This is a genomic window from Mesorhizobium sp. WSM4814 (assembly GCF_055811595.1).
On sequence record NZ_JBVVQT010000008.1, the window covers coordinates 151,433 to 167,911 of the forward strand.

Below are 16,479 nucleotides of genomic sequence, written 5' to 3' on the forward strand. Positions count from 1 at the left end.
ATGGGCGATGAGGCCAAAGCTGCCGATCTCCCCCCTTGAGGGGGAGATCGCCGGCAGGCCAGAGGGGGGTGAGCGCCGACACCCATGAGACCTTCCCTCCTCGATCCGCTGTTTGTCCCGATCACCTCGCTTGCCGGCGTCGGGCCGAAGGTCGGCGCACTGATCGAGAAAATCGTGCCGGCCGATCTCGGCGACCGCCGCCCCGCACGTGCCGGCGATCTTCTGTTCGTGCTGCCGCATTCGGTGATCGACCGCCGCAACCGGCCGGGCATCGCCGGTTCGGCCGAAGGCGCGATCGTCACCCTGGAAGTGCGCATCGATCGCCACCAGCCGCCGCCGCGCGGCAACAGATCGGTGCCGTACCGGGTTTACGCCCATGACGACACCGGCGAGATCGCGCTGACCTTCTTCCATGCGCACGCTGCCTATCTCGAAAAAGCAATGCCCGAGGGCGAGCATGTCGTGGTCTCCGGCCGCATGGAATGGTTCAACGGCCGCCCGACCATGGTTCATCCCGACCACATCGCGCTGGCCAGCGAAGCGGAAAACCTGCCGCTGGTCGAGCCGGTCTATCCGCTCACCGCCGGGCTCTCGGGAAAAGTGCTGCGCCGGGCAATCGGCCAGGCGCTCGCTCGCTTGCCGGTGCTGCCGGAATGGCAGGAGGATGAGTTTCTGCGCCGCCGCAGCTTTCCCGCCTTCGGCGATGCGCTCGCCCGCATCCACAATCCCGCCGACCCGGTCGACGTGTCGGTCGACGGCGCGGCCTGGCGGCGTCTCGCCTATGACGAGTTTCTGGCAGGCCAGGTGTCGCTGGCGCTGGTGCGCGCAAAAGTCCGCCGCCTGTCCGGCCGGCCGCTGGTCGGGGACGGCCGCTTCGTCGAAAAGCTGCGCGCCGCGCTTCCCTATTCGCTGACCAATTCGCAGGAAATGGCGCTTGCCGAAATCAATGCCGATCTCGGTGACCCCGAACGCATGCTGCGCCTGCTGCAGGGCGATGTCGGGTCAGGCAAGACGGTTGTCGGGCTGCTCGCCATGGCGCGCGCTGTCGAGGCCGGCGGCCAGGCGGCATTGATGGCGCCGACCGAAATCCTGGCACGCCAGCATCTTGCGACGATTGCGCCGTTGGCCGAACAAGCCGGCCTGCGCATCGCCATCCTCACCGGGCGCGAAAAGGGCCGCGAGCGCACCGAGACGCTGACCAGTCTGGCCAGTGGCGAGATCGACATCGTCGTCGGCACCCACGCGCTGTTCCAGCAAACGGTGACGTTCCACGACCTGGTCCTTGCCGTCATCGACGAGCAGCACCGGTTTGGCGTCCACCAGCGGCTCGCCATCACCGCCAAGGGCGACGCGCCCGACATGCTGGTAATGACGGCGACGCCGATCCCGCGCACGCTGGTGCTGACCGCCTTCGGCGACATGGATGTGTCGAAGCTGACGGAAAAGCCGGCCGGTCGCCAGCCGATCCGCACCGTCACCGTGTCGCTCGAGCGGCTCGACGAACTTGTCGGCCGCATGCGCGACGCCGTCGCCGACGGCCAGAAGATCTATTGGATCTGTCCTCTGGTCGAAGAATCCGAAGAGATCAAGCTGATGTCGGCGGAGGACCGTTTTGCCTCCTTGAAGCCGCTGTTCGGCGACCGGATCGGCCTGGTGCACGGCCGCATGAAGGGCGCCGAAAAAGACGAGGCGATGCGCGCCTTCAAGGCCGGCGAGACACGCATCCTGATCGCCACCACGGTCATCGAGGTCGGCGTCGATGTGCCGGATGCGACGATCATGGTCATCGAGCATGCCGAGCGCTTCGGCCTCGCCCAGCTGCACCAGTTGCGCGGCCGGGTCGGTCGCGGCGAAAAACCGTCGTCCTGCGTGCTGCTCTACAAGGACCCGCTCGGCGAGACGGCAACGCGCCGGCTGTCAGTGATGCGCGAGACCGAGGACGGGTTTCGCATCGCCGAGGAAGATCTGAAACTGCGTGGCGAAGGCGAGTTGCTCGGCACCCGCCAGTCCGGCACACCTGGCTTCCAGGTGGCGCGCATCGAGGCGCATGCCGACCTGCTCGAAGCCGCCCGCGACGACGCGCGGCTGATCCTGTCGCGCGATCCGGAACTGCAATCCGAACGCGGCGCCGCCCTTCGCATGCTGCTTTATTTGTTCGGCCGCGACGAGGCGGTGCGGCTCTTGCGCGCCGGCTGAGGCCCGGCGTCGACCGGCGGATTGCCGACCTGAACGCCGATCGGCTTGCCGTTCAACGTCACCATGTTCGTCTTGACCGCCGGCGCCACCAGCCCTGCCGAAACGATCAGCTTGGCGCCGTCCTCGATCGTCATGTCGAGCAGCACGATATCGGATTTCGGCACATACATCAGGAAGCCGGTGGTCGGGTTGGGCGTGCACGGCATGAACACCGCGATCAGCGGATCACCCTCCTGGTCGAGCTTCTGGTTGATCTCGGTTTCCTTCTCGCTGGCAACGAAGACCAGCGACCAGACGCCCTTGCGCGGGTATTCGACCAGCCCGACCTGGCGAAACATGTCGCCCTTGTTCGACAGCACGGTCTCGAAGATCTGCTTCAGCGACCCATAGATGCCGCGCACCAGCGGCATGCGGCCGAGCAGCCGCTCACCGAACAAGACGATAGCCCGGCCAACGATATTGGCGGTCAGGAACCCGATCAGGGTGATCAGGATCAAGGCGACGATCAGCCCGAATCCCGGAACCGGCGCCGGCAGATAGCTATCGGGGTTGTAACGCGCCGGAATATAGGGTTTCACCCAGGAATCGACCCAGCCGATGAACGACCAGGCGATGTAGGCGGTGATCGCCAGCGGCGCGCAGACGACAAAGCCTGTCAGAAAGTAATTCCGCAGCCGGGTCATGCCTGAGGTCTTGGAAGCATCGGACATGGTTCACCGCAGCGCTGATTGCGGCGCGACATTAATGAACCGCATCCGGCTTTGGAACTGCGAATTTTTTAAATGATCAACTATGCCGCGACTTCCAGCGGCTCGATCTTCTCGAGCTCAGGCGCGAGTTTCCGTGCCTCGGTTTCGAGCTCATAGGCCTGCTGAAAATTCATCCAGAATTCCGGCGTGGTGTTGAAGAACCTGGCGAGGCGAAGCGCGGTATCGGGAGTCAAGCCGATCTCTTGCTTGGCAATGCGTTCGATACGAGTGCGCGGAAGATTAAGCTTCTTCGCCAGCGCGCCAGCGCTCATGCCAAGCGGGAGGAGATATTCCTCGCGCAGGAATCCTCCGGGGTGAATTGGACGTGCGAACTTGAGCATGGTTCAGGGACCTCGAAGGATTAGGGCAAGTGCCCACTCAATGGTAGTCGACGATCTCCACATCCTCGGCGCCAGCATCAGTGAAATATGTATCAATAACTGATACTAACCGTCACCGGACCTATCGGCAGCTGGTCGAAACTTGCCAGCCCTTACTCCACCGTCACCGATTTCGCCAGGTTGCGCGGCTGGTCGACGTCGGTGCCCATGAACACCGCGGTGAAATAGGCCAGCATCTGGATTGGCAGCGCGTAGATGATCGGCGAGATGATTTCCGGCACGTCCGGCAGCACGATCGTCTCCATCGTCTTCACCGTGGCGTGCGCGGCACCCTTGCTGTCGGTGATCAGGATGATCTTGCCGCCGCGCGCCGCCACTTCCTGCATGTTCGACACGGTTTTTTCAAAAATCCGGTCATGCGGGGCAATGACGATCACCGGCATGTTCTCGTCGATCAGCGCGATCGGCCCGTGCTTCAGCTCGCCGGCAGCATAGCCCTCGGCATGGATATAGGAGATTTCCTTGAGCTTCAGCGCGCCTTCCATGGCCAGCGGGAAATTGGTATCGCGGCCAAGATAGAGCACGTTCTTGTAGTGCGAGAGGTCGCGCGCGACCTTTTCGATCTGGCCGTCGAGTTTCAGGACCTGGTTGGCATAGCGCGGCGCTTCCGACAGTTGGCGGACCAGCGTCGTTTCCTGTTCTTGCGAAATCGTACCGCGCGCCACGCCGGCCCGCACGGCAAGCGAGGCCAGCACCGACAATTGACAGGTGAAGGCCTTGGTCGAGGCGACGCCGATCTCCGGTCCGGCCAGCGTCGGCAGAATAACGTCGGATTCGCGCGCCATCGTCGATTCGCGGACATTGACGACTGCGCCGATCTTCATGCCCGCTTTGCGGCAATAGCGCAGCGAGGCCAGCGTGTCGGCGGTCTCGCCCGATTGCGAGATGAAGAAGGCGGCGTCTGTCTTCGACAGCGGCATTTCACGGTAACGGAATTCCGAAGCGACATCGATGTCGACCGGCAGCCGCGCATAGCGCTCGAACCAGTATTTGCTGATCAGGCCGGCCAGATAGGCAGTGCCGCAGGCCGAAATCGCCAGCCGGTCGATTTTGGCGAAATCGAACGGCAGGTCGAGCGGCTTCGAGACACCGCCAACGAAATCCACATAATGCGCCAGCGTGTGCGAGATCACCTCGGGCTGCTCATGGATTTCCTTCTCCATGAAATGGCGCCGGTTGCCCTTGTCGACCATGAAGCTGGTGCTAAGCGACTGCTGGCGCTTGCGCTCGACCTTGTTGCCGTCCATGTCGAAGATGGCGACGTCGTTACGGCGCACCACCGCCCAGTCGCCGTCCTCCAGATAGGTGATCGAATTGGTGAAGGGGGCAAGCGCGATAGCGTCGGAGCCCAAAAACATCTCGCCATCGCCATGGCCGACGGCCAGCGGCGGGCCGTTGCGCGCGCCAACGATGAGATCCTCGTCTCCCCTGAACATGATTGCCAGCGCAAAGGCGCCTTCCAGCCGCTTCAGCGCCTGGTGCGCGGCCTCGACCGGCTGCAGGCCCCTGGTCAGTTCGCGCCCCACCAAGTGTGCGACGACCTCGGTATCGGTCTGCGATGAAAATGTGTAGCCGTCGCGCATCAGCTCGTCGCGCAATTCGGCGAAATTCTCGATGATCCCGTTGTGGACGATGGCGACGCCATCGGAAAAATGCGGATGCGCATTGGTCTCGTTGGGCACGCCATGCGTCGCCCAGCGCGTGTGGCCGATGCCGATCATGCCGTCGAGCGGTTCGTCCTTCAGCCGGCGTTCGAGATTGATCAGCTTGCCCTCGGCGCGGCGACGCGCCAGCTGGCCGTGCTCGACGGTGGCGACTCCGGCCGAATCATAGCCGCGATATTCGAGCCTTTTCAGCGCATCGACGATCAGTGGCGCGACCGGCGAGTGACTGACAATTCCGACGATACCGCACATAGACGTTGCCCCCGATTCCGGCATGAAAACCCGGCGCCATTTAGGGTTGGCCGGGCTGCCGCGAAAATCACATTGCGCTTCGTTCCGTATCAGCCGGAACGGTTCTGCACAAATGCACCATGACCGAGTGCGCTTGCAATCCGGTTACAGCAGCCAGGCTAGCCTTTTTTCCGGGCCGCCGCAGCCGCAGCAAAACGCTCGCGCAATTCCTTGCCTTTGCCAGGCAGCGTCTTCTGGCGGGCGCGGCCGAAGGCGAGCGCATCGTCGGGCACGCTTTCGGTGATCACGCTGCCCGAAGCGACGTAGCCGCCCTTGCCGATTGTGACAGGCGCCACCAGCGACGAATTCGAGCCGACGAAGGCGCCTTCGCCGATGTCGGTGAAGAATTTCGAGTAGCCGTCATAATTGCAGGTGATGGTTCCAGCGCCAATATTGGCGCCGGCGCCGACGCGGGCATCGCCGATATAGGTCAGGTGATTGACCTTGGCGCCCTCCTCGACCGTCGCCTGCTTGACCTCGCAGAAATTGCCGACCTTGGCTTTTTGCTTGAGATCGGAACCCGGCCGCAGCCGCGCAAACGGACCAACAGCGCAATTCGAAGCGATCGTGGCGCCTTCAATATGGCTGAAGGCATGGATCCTGGCACCGGTGGCGATTGTCACGCTCGGCCCGAACCAGACATTGGGCTCGACGATCGTGTCGGCGCCGATCTCGGTATCGTGCGAAAAGAAGACGGTTTCGGGCGCGATCAGCGAAACCCCGGAGAGCATGGCTTCGCGCCGCCGGCGCGCCTGCCAGATGCCTTCCGCCGCAGCGAGTTCGGCGCGGTTGTTGATGCCGAGCACATTTTCAAAGCCAGCTTCTGCGGCGATGACATTAAGGCCTTGCCCGCCTGCGATCTCGACGATGTCGGTGAGATAATATTCGCCCTTGGCGTTGTCGTTGCCGACCTGGTCGAGCAGCTGCAGCGCGTGCTTGCCTGCAACCGCCATCAGCCCGCCATTGCAGAAGGTGATTTTCTTCTCCTCGTCGGTGCAGTCCTTTTCCTCGCGGATGGCGATGAGCTTGCCGCCTTTTTCGATCAGTCGGCCATAGCCGGACGGATTTGACGTGCGGAAGCCGACCACAACGACGGCAGCGCCTCCGGCCAGTTTCAGACGCGCAGCACTCAGCACCTCCGGGTCGATCAGCGGCGTGTCGCCGAACATGACGAGGATGTCGTCGTAACCCTTTGAGATCGCGTCGCGAGCCGCCAGAACGGCATGCGCCGTGCCGAGCCGCTTGTCCTGGACGAAGATCTCCGCCTTCGGCGCGAATTTTTGCGTGGCCTTGCGCATCTCGTCCGCGCCATGGCCGATCACCAGCGCCAGATCACCGCTGCCTGCGGCTTCCGCAGCCTTGACGACATGGGCGACCATCGGCAGGCCGGCGATCGGGTGCAGCACTTTTGGCACAGCGCTTTTCATGCGCGTGCCCTCGCCGGCGGCGAGGATGACGGACAGGCAGGTTCTCTGGCTCATGGAATGCGACCATATAAAGAGGGTTGGGAATCAAGGCATGGATTGGCGCCATGCTGCACCAATGCGGTTAAATTCCGGTGAGATTTGCGGCAGTCCAATTTTCGAACTCGGCGCTGCCCCTCATCCGCCTGCCGGCACCTTCTCCCCGTATAGTGACGGGGAGAAGAGGGCTGGCCGCAACCTTGGCGCTCTTTCTGCAGCGTTGGAGATTGGCGAAATCCTCTGCGAAGGCGTCCCTTCTCCCCGTCACTATACGGGGAGAAGTGCCCGGCAGGGCGATGAGGGGCAGCGCAGACCTGAAGCGATTGCGGGCCGGCAACACCAATTTGCGACAGCATTGATCCAATTTCACCCCAACTGCCCCAGCACCGGGAAATTCTCCAGCAGCCAGTAGGATGCGGCCTGCACGCCGCCGGTCAGGAAAAACACGCCGGCGACGACCAGCAGCGCGCCCATCGCCTTTTCGACGCGGCCGAGATGGACGCGGAATTTTGCGAGAAAGCGCATGAAGGCGCCGGAAAACAGCGCCGCGACCAGGAACGGTATGCCGAGGCCGAGCGAATAGGCGGCAAGCAGAGCCGCGCCCTCGCCCACCGTCTCGCGGCCGCCGGCCAGCGTCAGGATCGGACCCAGCACCGGTCCGATGCAGGGTGTCCAGCCGAAGGCGAAGGCCAGTCCCATGACATAAGCGGCAACGATACTGGCCGGCTTGCCCTGTGACTGGAAGCGCGCCTCACGCGACAGCAGCGGGATGCGCAATATGCCGAGAAAATTCAGCCCCATCAGGATGATGAGCACGCCAGCCGCCATCGCCAGCGGCTCCTGCCAGACGCGCAGCAGCCGGCCGATGGTCGAGGCGCCGGCGCCCAGCGCCACGAACACGGTCGAGAAGCCGAGAACGAAGGCGATCGAGGCAAAAAGCAGCGCGCTGCGTGCGTCGGCCCTGGCGGTGGCGCCGGCATTGCCGCGGAAATCATCGACCGACACGCCGGCCATATAGCAGAGATAGGGCGGCACCAGCGGCAGCACGCAAGGCGACAGGAACGAGATCGCCCCCGCCCCGACCGCGCTGACATAGCCGATATCCAACGCCATTCCCGAACTCCTGATGGTTTGCGCTGCCATATAGCCGCGACCGCGCCGATCCGCCAATCACCATCGCGTGGCAAGTCGCACGGCCGCTTGCCACGCCCGTCTCGCCCGTCAACGTCGCATCATGCCTGCCGTCTCTTCAAACCAGGGCTGGCGCGTGATCGATGTTTCTCTTATATCGGCGCAAGTATTTGTCCCGTTCTCCCGGATTCATTGCCGGTTTGTCCAACGATCAGGGCAGCCGCTCTCCCTATCCAGGATTGCGGATATCACATGACGCACCCCTCAATGCAGGACTGCATTTTGGGCGCTTGCCCTTGACCGGATGCAAAAGCACGGCCATGTGAGCGACAATTATACGAGATTTCGTCGCGCGCAGCGGAATTCTTCTGCCGCACCACAGCTGATATGAGACCTCATGGACGTCGTCGTCGTCGAATCGCCGGCCAAAGCGAAGACAATCAACAAGTACCTCGGAAAGAACTACAAGGTCCTGGCCTCGTTCGGCCACGTCCGCGATCTGCCGGCCAAGGATGGCTCGGTGCGTCCGGACGAGGATTTTGCCATGTCCTGGGCTGTCGACACCGCCTCGAGCAAACGTCTTGCCGACATCGCCAAGGCGGTCAAAGACGCCGACGGCCTGATCCTCGCCACCGATCCGGACCGTGAGGGCGAAGCCATTTCCTGGCATGTCCTTGAAGTGCTGAAGCAGAAGCGTGCGCTGAAGGACAAGCCGGTCAGCCGCGTCGTCTTCAACGCCATCACCAAATCGTCGGTGCTGGAAGCGATGGCCAATCCGCGCCAGATCGATGCGCCGCTGGTCGACGCCTATCTCGCCCGCCGCGCGCTCGACTATCTCGTCGGATTCACGCTGTCGCCCGTGCTGTGGCGCAAGCTGCCGGGCGCCCGCTCCGCCGGCCGCGTCCAGTCGGTGGCACTGCGCCTCGTCTGCGACCGCGAATTGGAAATCGAGCGCTTCATCCGCGAGGAATACTGGCAGATCGCCGCCATTCTCGGCACGCCGCGCAAGGATAATTTCGAGGCGCGGCTGACTGCCTTCGATCGCAAGAGACTGCAAAAGCTCGACATTTCGAACAAGGCGCAGGCCGACGACATCAAGGCGATGCTGGATGGCGCGACCTTCAAGGCGCTGTCGGTCGAAGCCAAGCCGACCAGGCGCAATCCAGGCCCGCCCTTCACCACCTCGACGCTGCAGCAGGCCGCCTCCTCGCGCCTCGGTTTTTCGGCAAGCCGCACCATGCAGGTGGCGCAGCGGCTCTATGAAGGCATGGACATCGGCGGCGAGACCACCGGCCTGATCACCTATATGCGAACCGACGGCGTGCAGATGGCGCCCGAGGCGATATCAGCCGCGCGCGATGCGATCGCAAAAGAGTTCGGCCCAAAATACCTGCCCGAAAAGCCGCGCAACTACACGACCAAGGCCAAGAACGCCCAGGAAGCGCACGAAGCGATCCGCCCGACCGATTTCATGCGCACGCCGGCTTCGGTCAGGCAATATCTCGATGCCGACCAGGCGCGGCTTTACGAGATTGTCTGGAAACGCGCCATCGCCAGCCAGATGCAGCCGGCCGAGATCGAGCGCACCACCGTCGAGATCGAGGCGGTCAACGGCGCCCGCAGCGCGGAGCTTCGCGCCGTCGGTTCGGTCGTTCGCTTCGATGGCTTCATTGCCGCCTACACCGACCAGAAGGACGAGGATGCGGAAGACGAGGAAGACCGCCGTCTGCCCGAGATCCGTGCCGGCGAACAGCTCGAGCGCGAGGCGATCAACGCCACCCAGCACACCACCGAACCGCCGCCGCGCTATTCGGAAGCCTCGCTGATCAAGAAGCTGGAAGAGCTCGGCATCGGCCGGCCGTCGACCTACACGGCGATCCTGAAGACGCTGGAGGACCGCGACTACGTCAGCATGGACAAGCGCAAGCTGTTGCCGCAGGCCAAGGGCCGGCTGTTGTCGGCCTTCCTCGAAAGCTTCTTCGAGCGCTATGTCGAATATGATTTCACCGCCTCGCTCGAGGAAAAACTCGACGAGATTTCCGACGGCAAGCTCGCCTGGAAGGATGTGCTGCGCGATTTCTGGAAGGATTTTTCAGGCGCCGTCGCCGATATCAAGGAATTGCGCGTCACCGATGTGCTCGACGCCCTCAACGAGGAACTGGCGCCGCTGGTGTTTCCGGCGCGGGAAGACGGTTCGAACCCGCGGATCTGCCCGAAATGCGGTACCGGCAACCTGTCGCTGAAGCTCGGCAAATTCGGCGCCTTTGTCGGCTGCTCGAACTATCCCGAATGCTCCTTCACCCGCCAGCTCGGCGACGCCGCCAACCCCAATGCCGAAAACGGCAATGGCGAGGACGGCACCAAGGTGCTGGGCAAGGATCCCTATACGGCGGAGGAAATCACGCTGCGCAGTGGTCGTTTCGGGCCCTATGTCCAGCGCGGCGACGGCAAGGAAGCCAAGCGCTCCAGCCTGCCCAAGGGCTGGACCGCCGATTCGATCGACCACGAAAAAGCCCTCGCCCTGCTGTCGCTGCCGCGCGACGTCGGCAAGCATCCGGAATCCGGCAAGATGATCTCGGCCGGGCTGGGGCGCTACGGCCCGTTCGTGCTGCATGACGGCACCTACGCCAATCTCGACAATATCGAGGACGTGTTCTCGATCGGTCTCAACCGCGCCGTGTCGGTGATCGCCGAGAAGCAATTGAAGGGCCCCGGCGGTCGCAATGGCGGCACGCCCGCCGGCTTGAAGGAACTTGGCGAGCATCCGGCGGGCGGCGGCAAGATCGTCGTGCGTGATGGCAAATACGGGCCCTATGTCAATTTCGGCAAGGTCAATGCGACGCTGCCGAAGGGCAAGGACCCGCAGTCGGTGACGATCGAGGACGCGGTGGCGCTCATTGCCGAGAAGGAAGCCAAGGGCGGCAATGGCGGCAGAAAGCCCTTCCGCAAAGCGGCCGCACCTGCCAAAAAGCCTGCGGCCAAAAAACCGGCGGCCCAAAAAATGGCGGCCAAGAAAGTGGCCAACAAGAAGGGATAGTGCATCGTGGCGCGCAGGGAATCCGGAAGAAGTCATGGCGATCTGCGCACCGCCGACACCCGGGCCAAAGTCAAGGATGATTACCGGCCGTCCCGCGACGAAATCCTGCGCTATATCGCCGAAAATCCGGATCGCTCAGGCAAACGCGACATCGCCAAGGCGTTCGCGCTGCGCGGCGAGGACCGTATCTGGCTGAAGGACGTATTGCGCGACTTGCAGGATGAAGGCCTGCTGACCAAGGAGCGCAAGCGGCTCGCCCGCGTCGGCTCCCTCGCCCATGTCGCCGTGCTCGACATCTTTGGCCGCGATGCCGACGGCGTGCTTTTGGCGCACCCAACCGAAGCGGTGGGCAACGGCGAGCCTCCTGTCATAGCGATCCGGGTGTCGCGTGGCGGCGGCGGCCCGACCCCGGGCATTGGCGACCGCGTGCTGGCCAAGACCTTTCCAACCGATGATGCGACCGGCCCTGCCTATACCGGGCGGGTGATGAAGATCTTCGAGAAGCGCACCGATGCTGTTCTCGGCGTTTTTCGCGTGCTGCAGGACGGTACCTTCCGCATCGAGCCTGTCGAAAGGCGCCAGCCGGAGTTGGTCGTCGACAAGGAATTCCAGAACGGCGCCAAGAACGGCGATCTGGTCGAGGTCGAGCCGGCGCGGGCCTCCCGCTACGGGCTGCCCAGGGCCAAGGTGCTGGCGGTGCTGGGTTCGCTGACCAGCGAAAAGGCGGTCTCGATGATCGCCATCCACGCGCACGACATTCCGCATATTTTCCCGGCAGACGTCACCGCCGAGGCGGAGGCGGTCAAACCGGCGACGCTGGCCGGCCGCGAAGACTGGCGCGAGCTGCCGCTGGTCACCATCGATCCGGCCGACGCCAAGGACCATGACGACGCCGTGTTCGCGACAGCAGATCCGGACGAGAAGAACCCCGGCGGCGTGGTCGTTACCGTGGCGATTGCCGATGTCGCCGCTTATGTGCGCTATGGCACCGCGCTCGACCGCGAGGCGCTGAAGCGTGGCAACTCGGTCTATTTCCCGGATCGCGTCGTGCCGATGCTGCCGGAGCGCATCTCCAACGACCTTTGTTCGCTGCGCGAAGGCCAGGACCGCCCGGCGCTGGCGGTCCGCATGACCTTCTCGGCCGATGGCCGCAAGCTCAGGCATTCGTTCCACCGCATCATGATGAAATCGGCGGCAAAACTCGCCTATCGCCAGGCGCAGACCGCGATCGACGGCGCGCCGGACGACAAGACCGGCCCGATTCTCGACACGGTGATGAAGCCGCTGTGGGACGCCTATGCCGTGGTGAAGCGCGGTCGTGAGACGCGCCAGCCGCTCGAGCTCGAACTGCCGGAGCGGAAGATCCTGCTCAAGGAGGACGGCACCGTTGACCGCGTCGTCGTGCCGGAGCGGCTTGACGCGCACAAGCTGATCGAAGAATTCATGATCCAGGCCAATGTCGCGGCGGCCGAGACGCTGGAGGCGAAACGACAGGCGCTGGTCTACCGCATCCATGACGCACCTTCGCTCGCCAAGCAGGAATCGCTGCGTGAATTCCTGCAGACGCTTGGCCTTTCGCTGGCGCGCGGCGCCCAGATGCGGCCAAACCAGTTCAACGGCATCCTGGATCGCGTCCGCGGCGCCGACCATGAGGGGCTGGTCAACGAGGTGGTGCTGCGCACGCAGATGCAGGCCGAATATTCGCCAAGCAATATCGGCCATTTCGGCCTCAACCTGAAACGCTATGCGCACTTCACCTCGCCGATCCGCAGATATGCCGACCTGATCGTGCATCGCGGGCTGATTGCCGCGCTCGGCTTCGGTGCAGGCGGACTGACGCAGGATGAAGCGGAGCGGCTGGAAGAAGTTTCTGCGCTGATCTCAGCCACCGAGCGCCGCGCCATGGCCGCCGAGCGCGACACGGTCGACCGGCTGATCGCCGCCTATCTGGCAGAGCGTGTCGACGATTGCTTCGATGCACGCATTTCGGGCGTCACCAAATCGGGACTATTTGTCCAATTGCCGCAGTATGGCGCAGATGGTTTCATTCCGGTGTCAAGTCTGGGCGGCGATTACTATATATGCGACGAAACTGCCCGATCGCTTTTCGGAGAACGCACCGGCAAGGGCTATCAGCTTGCCGACCGCGTCGAGGTTCGCCTGATCGAGGTGGCGCCTATGGCCGGCGCGATGCGTTTCGAGATGCTGACCGACCCAAAGCCGCTGCCCGGCTCCAAACGGTCGTTTCACAAGGCCAAGGGCCGCGCCCGTGCGTCGCAATCGCGTCCAGGCTCGCGCGGCAGGAGACGGTAATGCCAAGCGATCTGAAAATGAACGAACAGGTTTTCGGCGGCGAACAGCACACGGGACGGATCGCCCGCCCGCTGTGGACGGCGATGAAGCGTGGCGCGTTTGGCCGCTGCCCACATTGCGGCGAGGGAAAGCTGTTTCGTGCCTTCGTCAAGACCGTCGATACATGCGATCATTGCGGTGAGGCGCTTCATCACCACCGCGCCGACGACCTGCCGGCCTATCTGGTGGTGGCCATCGTCGGCCACATCGTGCTCGGCGCCTTCATGGGTGTCGAAGCGGCCTCCACTCTGTCCACATGGCAGCACGTCGCCATCTGGGTGCCGCTGACCATCCTCATGGCGATCGTCTTGCTGCAGCCGGTCAAGGGCGCCGTCATCGGCCTGCAATGGGCGTTCTATATGCACGGCTTCGGCGGGGAAGAAGATCTGATCGAGTCGCATCCCGAGGCTTGAAATCGAGGCTGGCGCAAATCGGCATGGCTGGACGCCACTTTCGCATCGAAGAAGATTCCGCTAGGTCGTGCGCATGGACGTTATGACCAAGGCGGAAGTCGACAAGGTTGAGCCGATCGCGCTCGACGCCAGGCCTATACGCCCCCGCGACGCCGCGACGCTGATCCTGCTCGACCGCAGGGGCGCCGAGTTCCTGGTGCTGATGGGCAGGCGCCACGCCCGTCACGCCTTCATGCCGGGGAAATTCGTCTTTCCCGGTGGCCGCACCGATCCGGCCGACAGCCGAATTCCCGTTGCCACAGCGCTGCACCCTGAGGAACAGGCGAGGCTGACCGCCGGCGTCGGCCGCACCAGCCCGGCCCGTGCCCGCGCCATCGCCCTGTCGGCGATTCGCGAGACCTATGAAGAAGCCGGCCTGCTGATCGGCCAGAAGGGCGCCTTCGCCACGACCAGACGCGATTGGCAGGGTTTTGCCGAGCACGGCGTAAGACCGTCGCTGGAAGCGCTGCGCTTCATCGCGCGCGCCATCACCCCGCCAAACCGGGTGCGGCGCTTCGACACGCGCTTCTTCAGCGCCTGGCGCGAAGACGTCGCCGTGGAGCTGCTGGACGGCGGCCCGACCAACGAGCTGGAGGAACTGGTCTGGCTGCCGCTCGCCAAGGCCAGAGAAGCTGATGTGCCCGACATCACCAGGGCCATCCTGGGGGAGCTGGAAAAGCGGCTCGTCGACGATCCGCTGCTGCGCCCCGGTGGTTCCGTGCCATTCTACCGGCTTGTCGGCAATCGCTTCGTTCGCGAAATTCTTTAGAGCATAGAGCATTCACATCCCATGACAGTCGATACCCAGCAAGAGGTCGAAGAACGCGTCCATTGGCTGCCGATGATCGCGGCGATCTCGTCGATCAGCGTCGTCGGCATCGCCATCGGCCTCGGCATGCCGCTGCTCAGCGTCATTCTCGAAACGCGTGGCCATTCGGCGTCGATGATCGGCTTCAACACCGCTGTCGCCGGCCTCGCCTCGATCGCCGGCGCACCGCTCGCCACCCCGCTGGCGATGCGGTTCGGCGTCGCCAGGACGATGCTCGCCATGATCGCCACCGGAGTGCTGGCCTTTGTCGGCTTCCATTTCGCACCGGACTTCTGGATGTGGTTTCCGCTGCGCGTCCTGCTGCACATCGCGCTGACGGTGCTTTTCATCCTGTCGGAATTCTGGATCAGCACATCGGCGCCGCCGCACCGGCGCGGTCTCGTCCTCGGCATCTACGCCACCGTGCTGTCGCTCGGCTTTGCCGCCGGGCCGTGGCTGTTCGCCCAACTCGGCAGCGCTGGCTTCCTGCCCTTCGGCGTCATCATGGCGCTAGTGACGCTGGCCGCCATTCCAGTTCTGGCGGCCCGCAACGAGAGCCCGACGATCGTCTCCAACGGCGAAACCAGCAACTTCCTGCGCTACATCTGGCTGGTGCCGACAGCGACAGCTGCGGTGCTGGTGTTCGGCGCGGTCGAGACCGGTGGCTTTGCGCTGTTCCCCGTCTATGGCAATCGTATCGGCTACTCCGAGGCCGATGCCGCCCTGCTGCTCACCATGATCGGCCTCGGCAACGTGCTGTTGCAGATCCCGCTCGGCATGATCAGCGACCGGGTCAACGACCGCCGTTATCTGCTTCTGGCCTGTGCAACCATCGGGCTTGCCGGCACCATCTTCATGCCGCACTTCGCGCAGAACTGGCATCTGATGGCGGCGCTTCTGTTCGTCTGGGGCGGCGTCGTCGCGGCCATGTACACGATCGGCCTGGCCCATCTCGGCTCGCAGCTTTCCGGCCACGACCTGGCCTCGGCCAACGCTGCATTCGTGCTCTGCTACGGTGTCGGCATGGTGCTCGGCCCGCAGGCGATCGGCATCGGCATGGACCTTTTCGGCCCCTCCGGTTTCGGCTGGGCGCTCGGCTTGTTCTTCGCCTTCTATATCGCGCTGGTCGGCGCCAGGCTCATCCGAAAAATCCTGTAAAAGACCCGATCGATGCCTCAGGTGGCGCAAGGCTGCTGACATAACCGTGTCAGCAGCACCTGGGTAGATTGTCAGCAACACGCCACGAATTTGAGGATGCCGCCATGATCGACTCCGGGTTTGAAACGAAATCGCTGCGGATGGAATTGCTGCTGCTTGTGACCTTCCAGGCGCCGGCTTCCGATGTCGACCGTATCATGGAAGCGGTGGTCGCGATCGCCCCGCTCACCACGGGCAAATACGACAGCAATGCCTACCAGTCGGCGCACGGCATCGAGCGCTACCGGGCGCTCGAAGGTGCTGCCGCCGGCGCCGAGACCGAATTGCGCCGACGGCATGGCACGGTGGAAGTGTCGTTCGAGCTGCCCGACGACCAGGCGTTGGCCGCCCGCATCGTCGAGGCGATCTTCCAGGTCCACACCTATCAGGAGCCGGTGATCCGCATCCAGCCGATCCTCGCCAGCCGATCCAAGGGATTGGACGACCGCTCGAACCCGAACCGCTGGTGGAACACCACGGGAGACTGGAAGAAGGCCGCTCCAGTTAAAGAAGATGCGTAGAATCGGAACGCGGCCGGATGAGGGGAGCTCCGGCTTGGCACCGACAGCACTCCGTCCAACACCCCTCTTCCGTCTCGGCGCTACGCGCCGATCCACCTTCTCCCACAAGGGGAGAAGGAAGAGGTCGCCTCACAGGGTTGACTTTCCGGGCGCGTTGTTTATGTGTCGCGCCAAGTTTCCCGCGTCCGGGTGTTTTCCCGTGCTCCAGCGGCCAAGA

12 protein-coding genes are annotated in these 16,479 nt (G+C 63.6%); 7 read left to right on the forward strand and 5 right to left on the reverse strand.

Annotation, left to right across the window (positions count from 1 at the left end; translation table 11 throughout):
• The first annotated feature begins 84 nt into the window (after positions 1 to 84).
• Positions 85 to 2,196, forward strand: coding sequence for an ATP-dependent DNA helicase RecG (gene recG, locus AC0L2V_RS15195; protein WP_473520520.1), 2,112 nt, complete (start codon positions 85 to 87; stop codon positions 2,194 to 2,196).
• On the opposite strand, the gene AC0L2V_RS15200 is transcribed toward recG, so the two are convergent.
• The 5 genes from AC0L2V_RS15200 to AC0L2V_RS15220 all read right to left on the reverse strand — a co-directional run bounded on the left by AC0L2V_RS15200 (position 2,148) and on the right by AC0L2V_RS15220 (position 7,877).
• The gene (locus tag AC0L2V_RS15200; RefSeq protein ID WP_473508552.1) at positions 2,148 to 2,906 is read right to left on the reverse strand and encodes a DUF502 domain-containing protein; all 759 of its coding nucleotides are present in this window, start codon (positions 2,904 to 2,906) and stop codon (positions 2,148 to 2,150) included. The genes recG and AC0L2V_RS15200 overlap by 49 nt on opposite strands.
• An 80-nt stretch (positions 2,907 to 2,986) precedes the next feature.
• Entirely contained in the window at positions 2,987 to 3,286 is a 300-nt protein-coding gene (locus AC0L2V_RS15205) for a HigA family addiction module antitoxin (protein ID WP_473508553.1), read from the reverse strand.
• 152 nt (positions 3,287 to 3,438) lie between these two features.
• Positions 3,439 to 5,262, reverse strand: coding sequence for a glutamine--fructose-6-phosphate transaminase (isomerizing) (gene glmS, locus AC0L2V_RS15210; RefSeq protein ID WP_473520521.1), 1,824 nt, complete (start codon positions 5,260 to 5,262; stop codon positions 3,439 to 3,441).
• A gap of 158 nt (positions 5,263 to 5,420) precedes the next feature.
• Positions 5,421 to 6,782, reverse strand: coding sequence for a bifunctional UDP-N-acetylglucosamine diphosphorylase/glucosamine-1-phosphate N-acetyltransferase GlmU (glmU, locus tag AC0L2V_RS15215; RefSeq protein ID WP_473520522.1), 1,362 nt, complete (start codon positions 6,780 to 6,782; stop codon positions 5,421 to 5,423).
• 348 nt (positions 6,783 to 7,130) lie between these two features.
• A complete protein-coding gene (locus AC0L2V_RS15220; RefSeq protein WP_091593984.1) occupies positions 7,131 to 7,877 on the reverse strand; it encodes a cytochrome c biogenesis CcdA family protein in 747 nt (248 codons plus the stop codon).
• Between the two features lie 415 nt (positions 7,878 to 8,292).
• Between AC0L2V_RS15220 and topA the strand changes: the two genes are divergently transcribed.
• The 6 genes from topA (at position 8,293) to AC0L2V_RS15250 (ending at position 16,262) form a co-directional block, all read left to right on the forward strand.
• Positions 8,293 to 10,932: a type I DNA topoisomerase gene (gene topA / locus AC0L2V_RS15225; RefSeq protein ID WP_473520523.1), complete on the forward strand. Its 2,640-nt coding sequence runs from the start codon at positions 8,293 to 8,295 to the stop codon at positions 10,930 to 10,932.
• Positions 10,933 to 10,938: 6 nt separating this feature from the next.
• A complete protein-coding gene (gene rnr, locus AC0L2V_RS15230) occupies positions 10,939 to 13,245 on the forward strand; it encodes a ribonuclease R (RefSeq protein WP_473520524.1) in 2,307 nt (768 codons plus the stop codon).
• Positions 13,245 to 13,697, forward strand: coding sequence for a DUF983 domain-containing protein (locus tag AC0L2V_RS15235; protein ID WP_091593591.1), 453 nt, complete (start codon positions 13,245 to 13,247; stop codon positions 13,695 to 13,697). Before rnr ends, AC0L2V_RS15235 begins: the two co-directional genes overlap by 1 nt.
• Before the next feature lie 73 nt (positions 13,698 to 13,770).
• Positions 13,771 to 14,505, forward strand: coding sequence for an NUDIX hydrolase (locus AC0L2V_RS15240; protein ID WP_091593589.1), 735 nt, complete (start codon positions 13,771 to 13,773; stop codon positions 14,503 to 14,505).
• 21 nt (positions 14,506 to 14,526) lie between these two features.
• Entirely contained in the window at positions 14,527 to 15,702 is a 1,176-nt protein-coding gene (locus tag AC0L2V_RS15245; RefSeq protein ID WP_091593587.1) for an MFS transporter, read from the forward strand.
• Between the two features lie 104 nt (positions 15,703 to 15,806).
• Positions 15,807 to 16,262: a YqfO family protein gene (locus AC0L2V_RS15250; RefSeq protein ID WP_473520525.1), complete on the forward strand. Its 456-nt coding sequence runs from the start codon at positions 15,807 to 15,809 to the stop codon at positions 16,260 to 16,262.
• Positions 16,263 to 16,479: the final 217 nt, after the last annotated feature.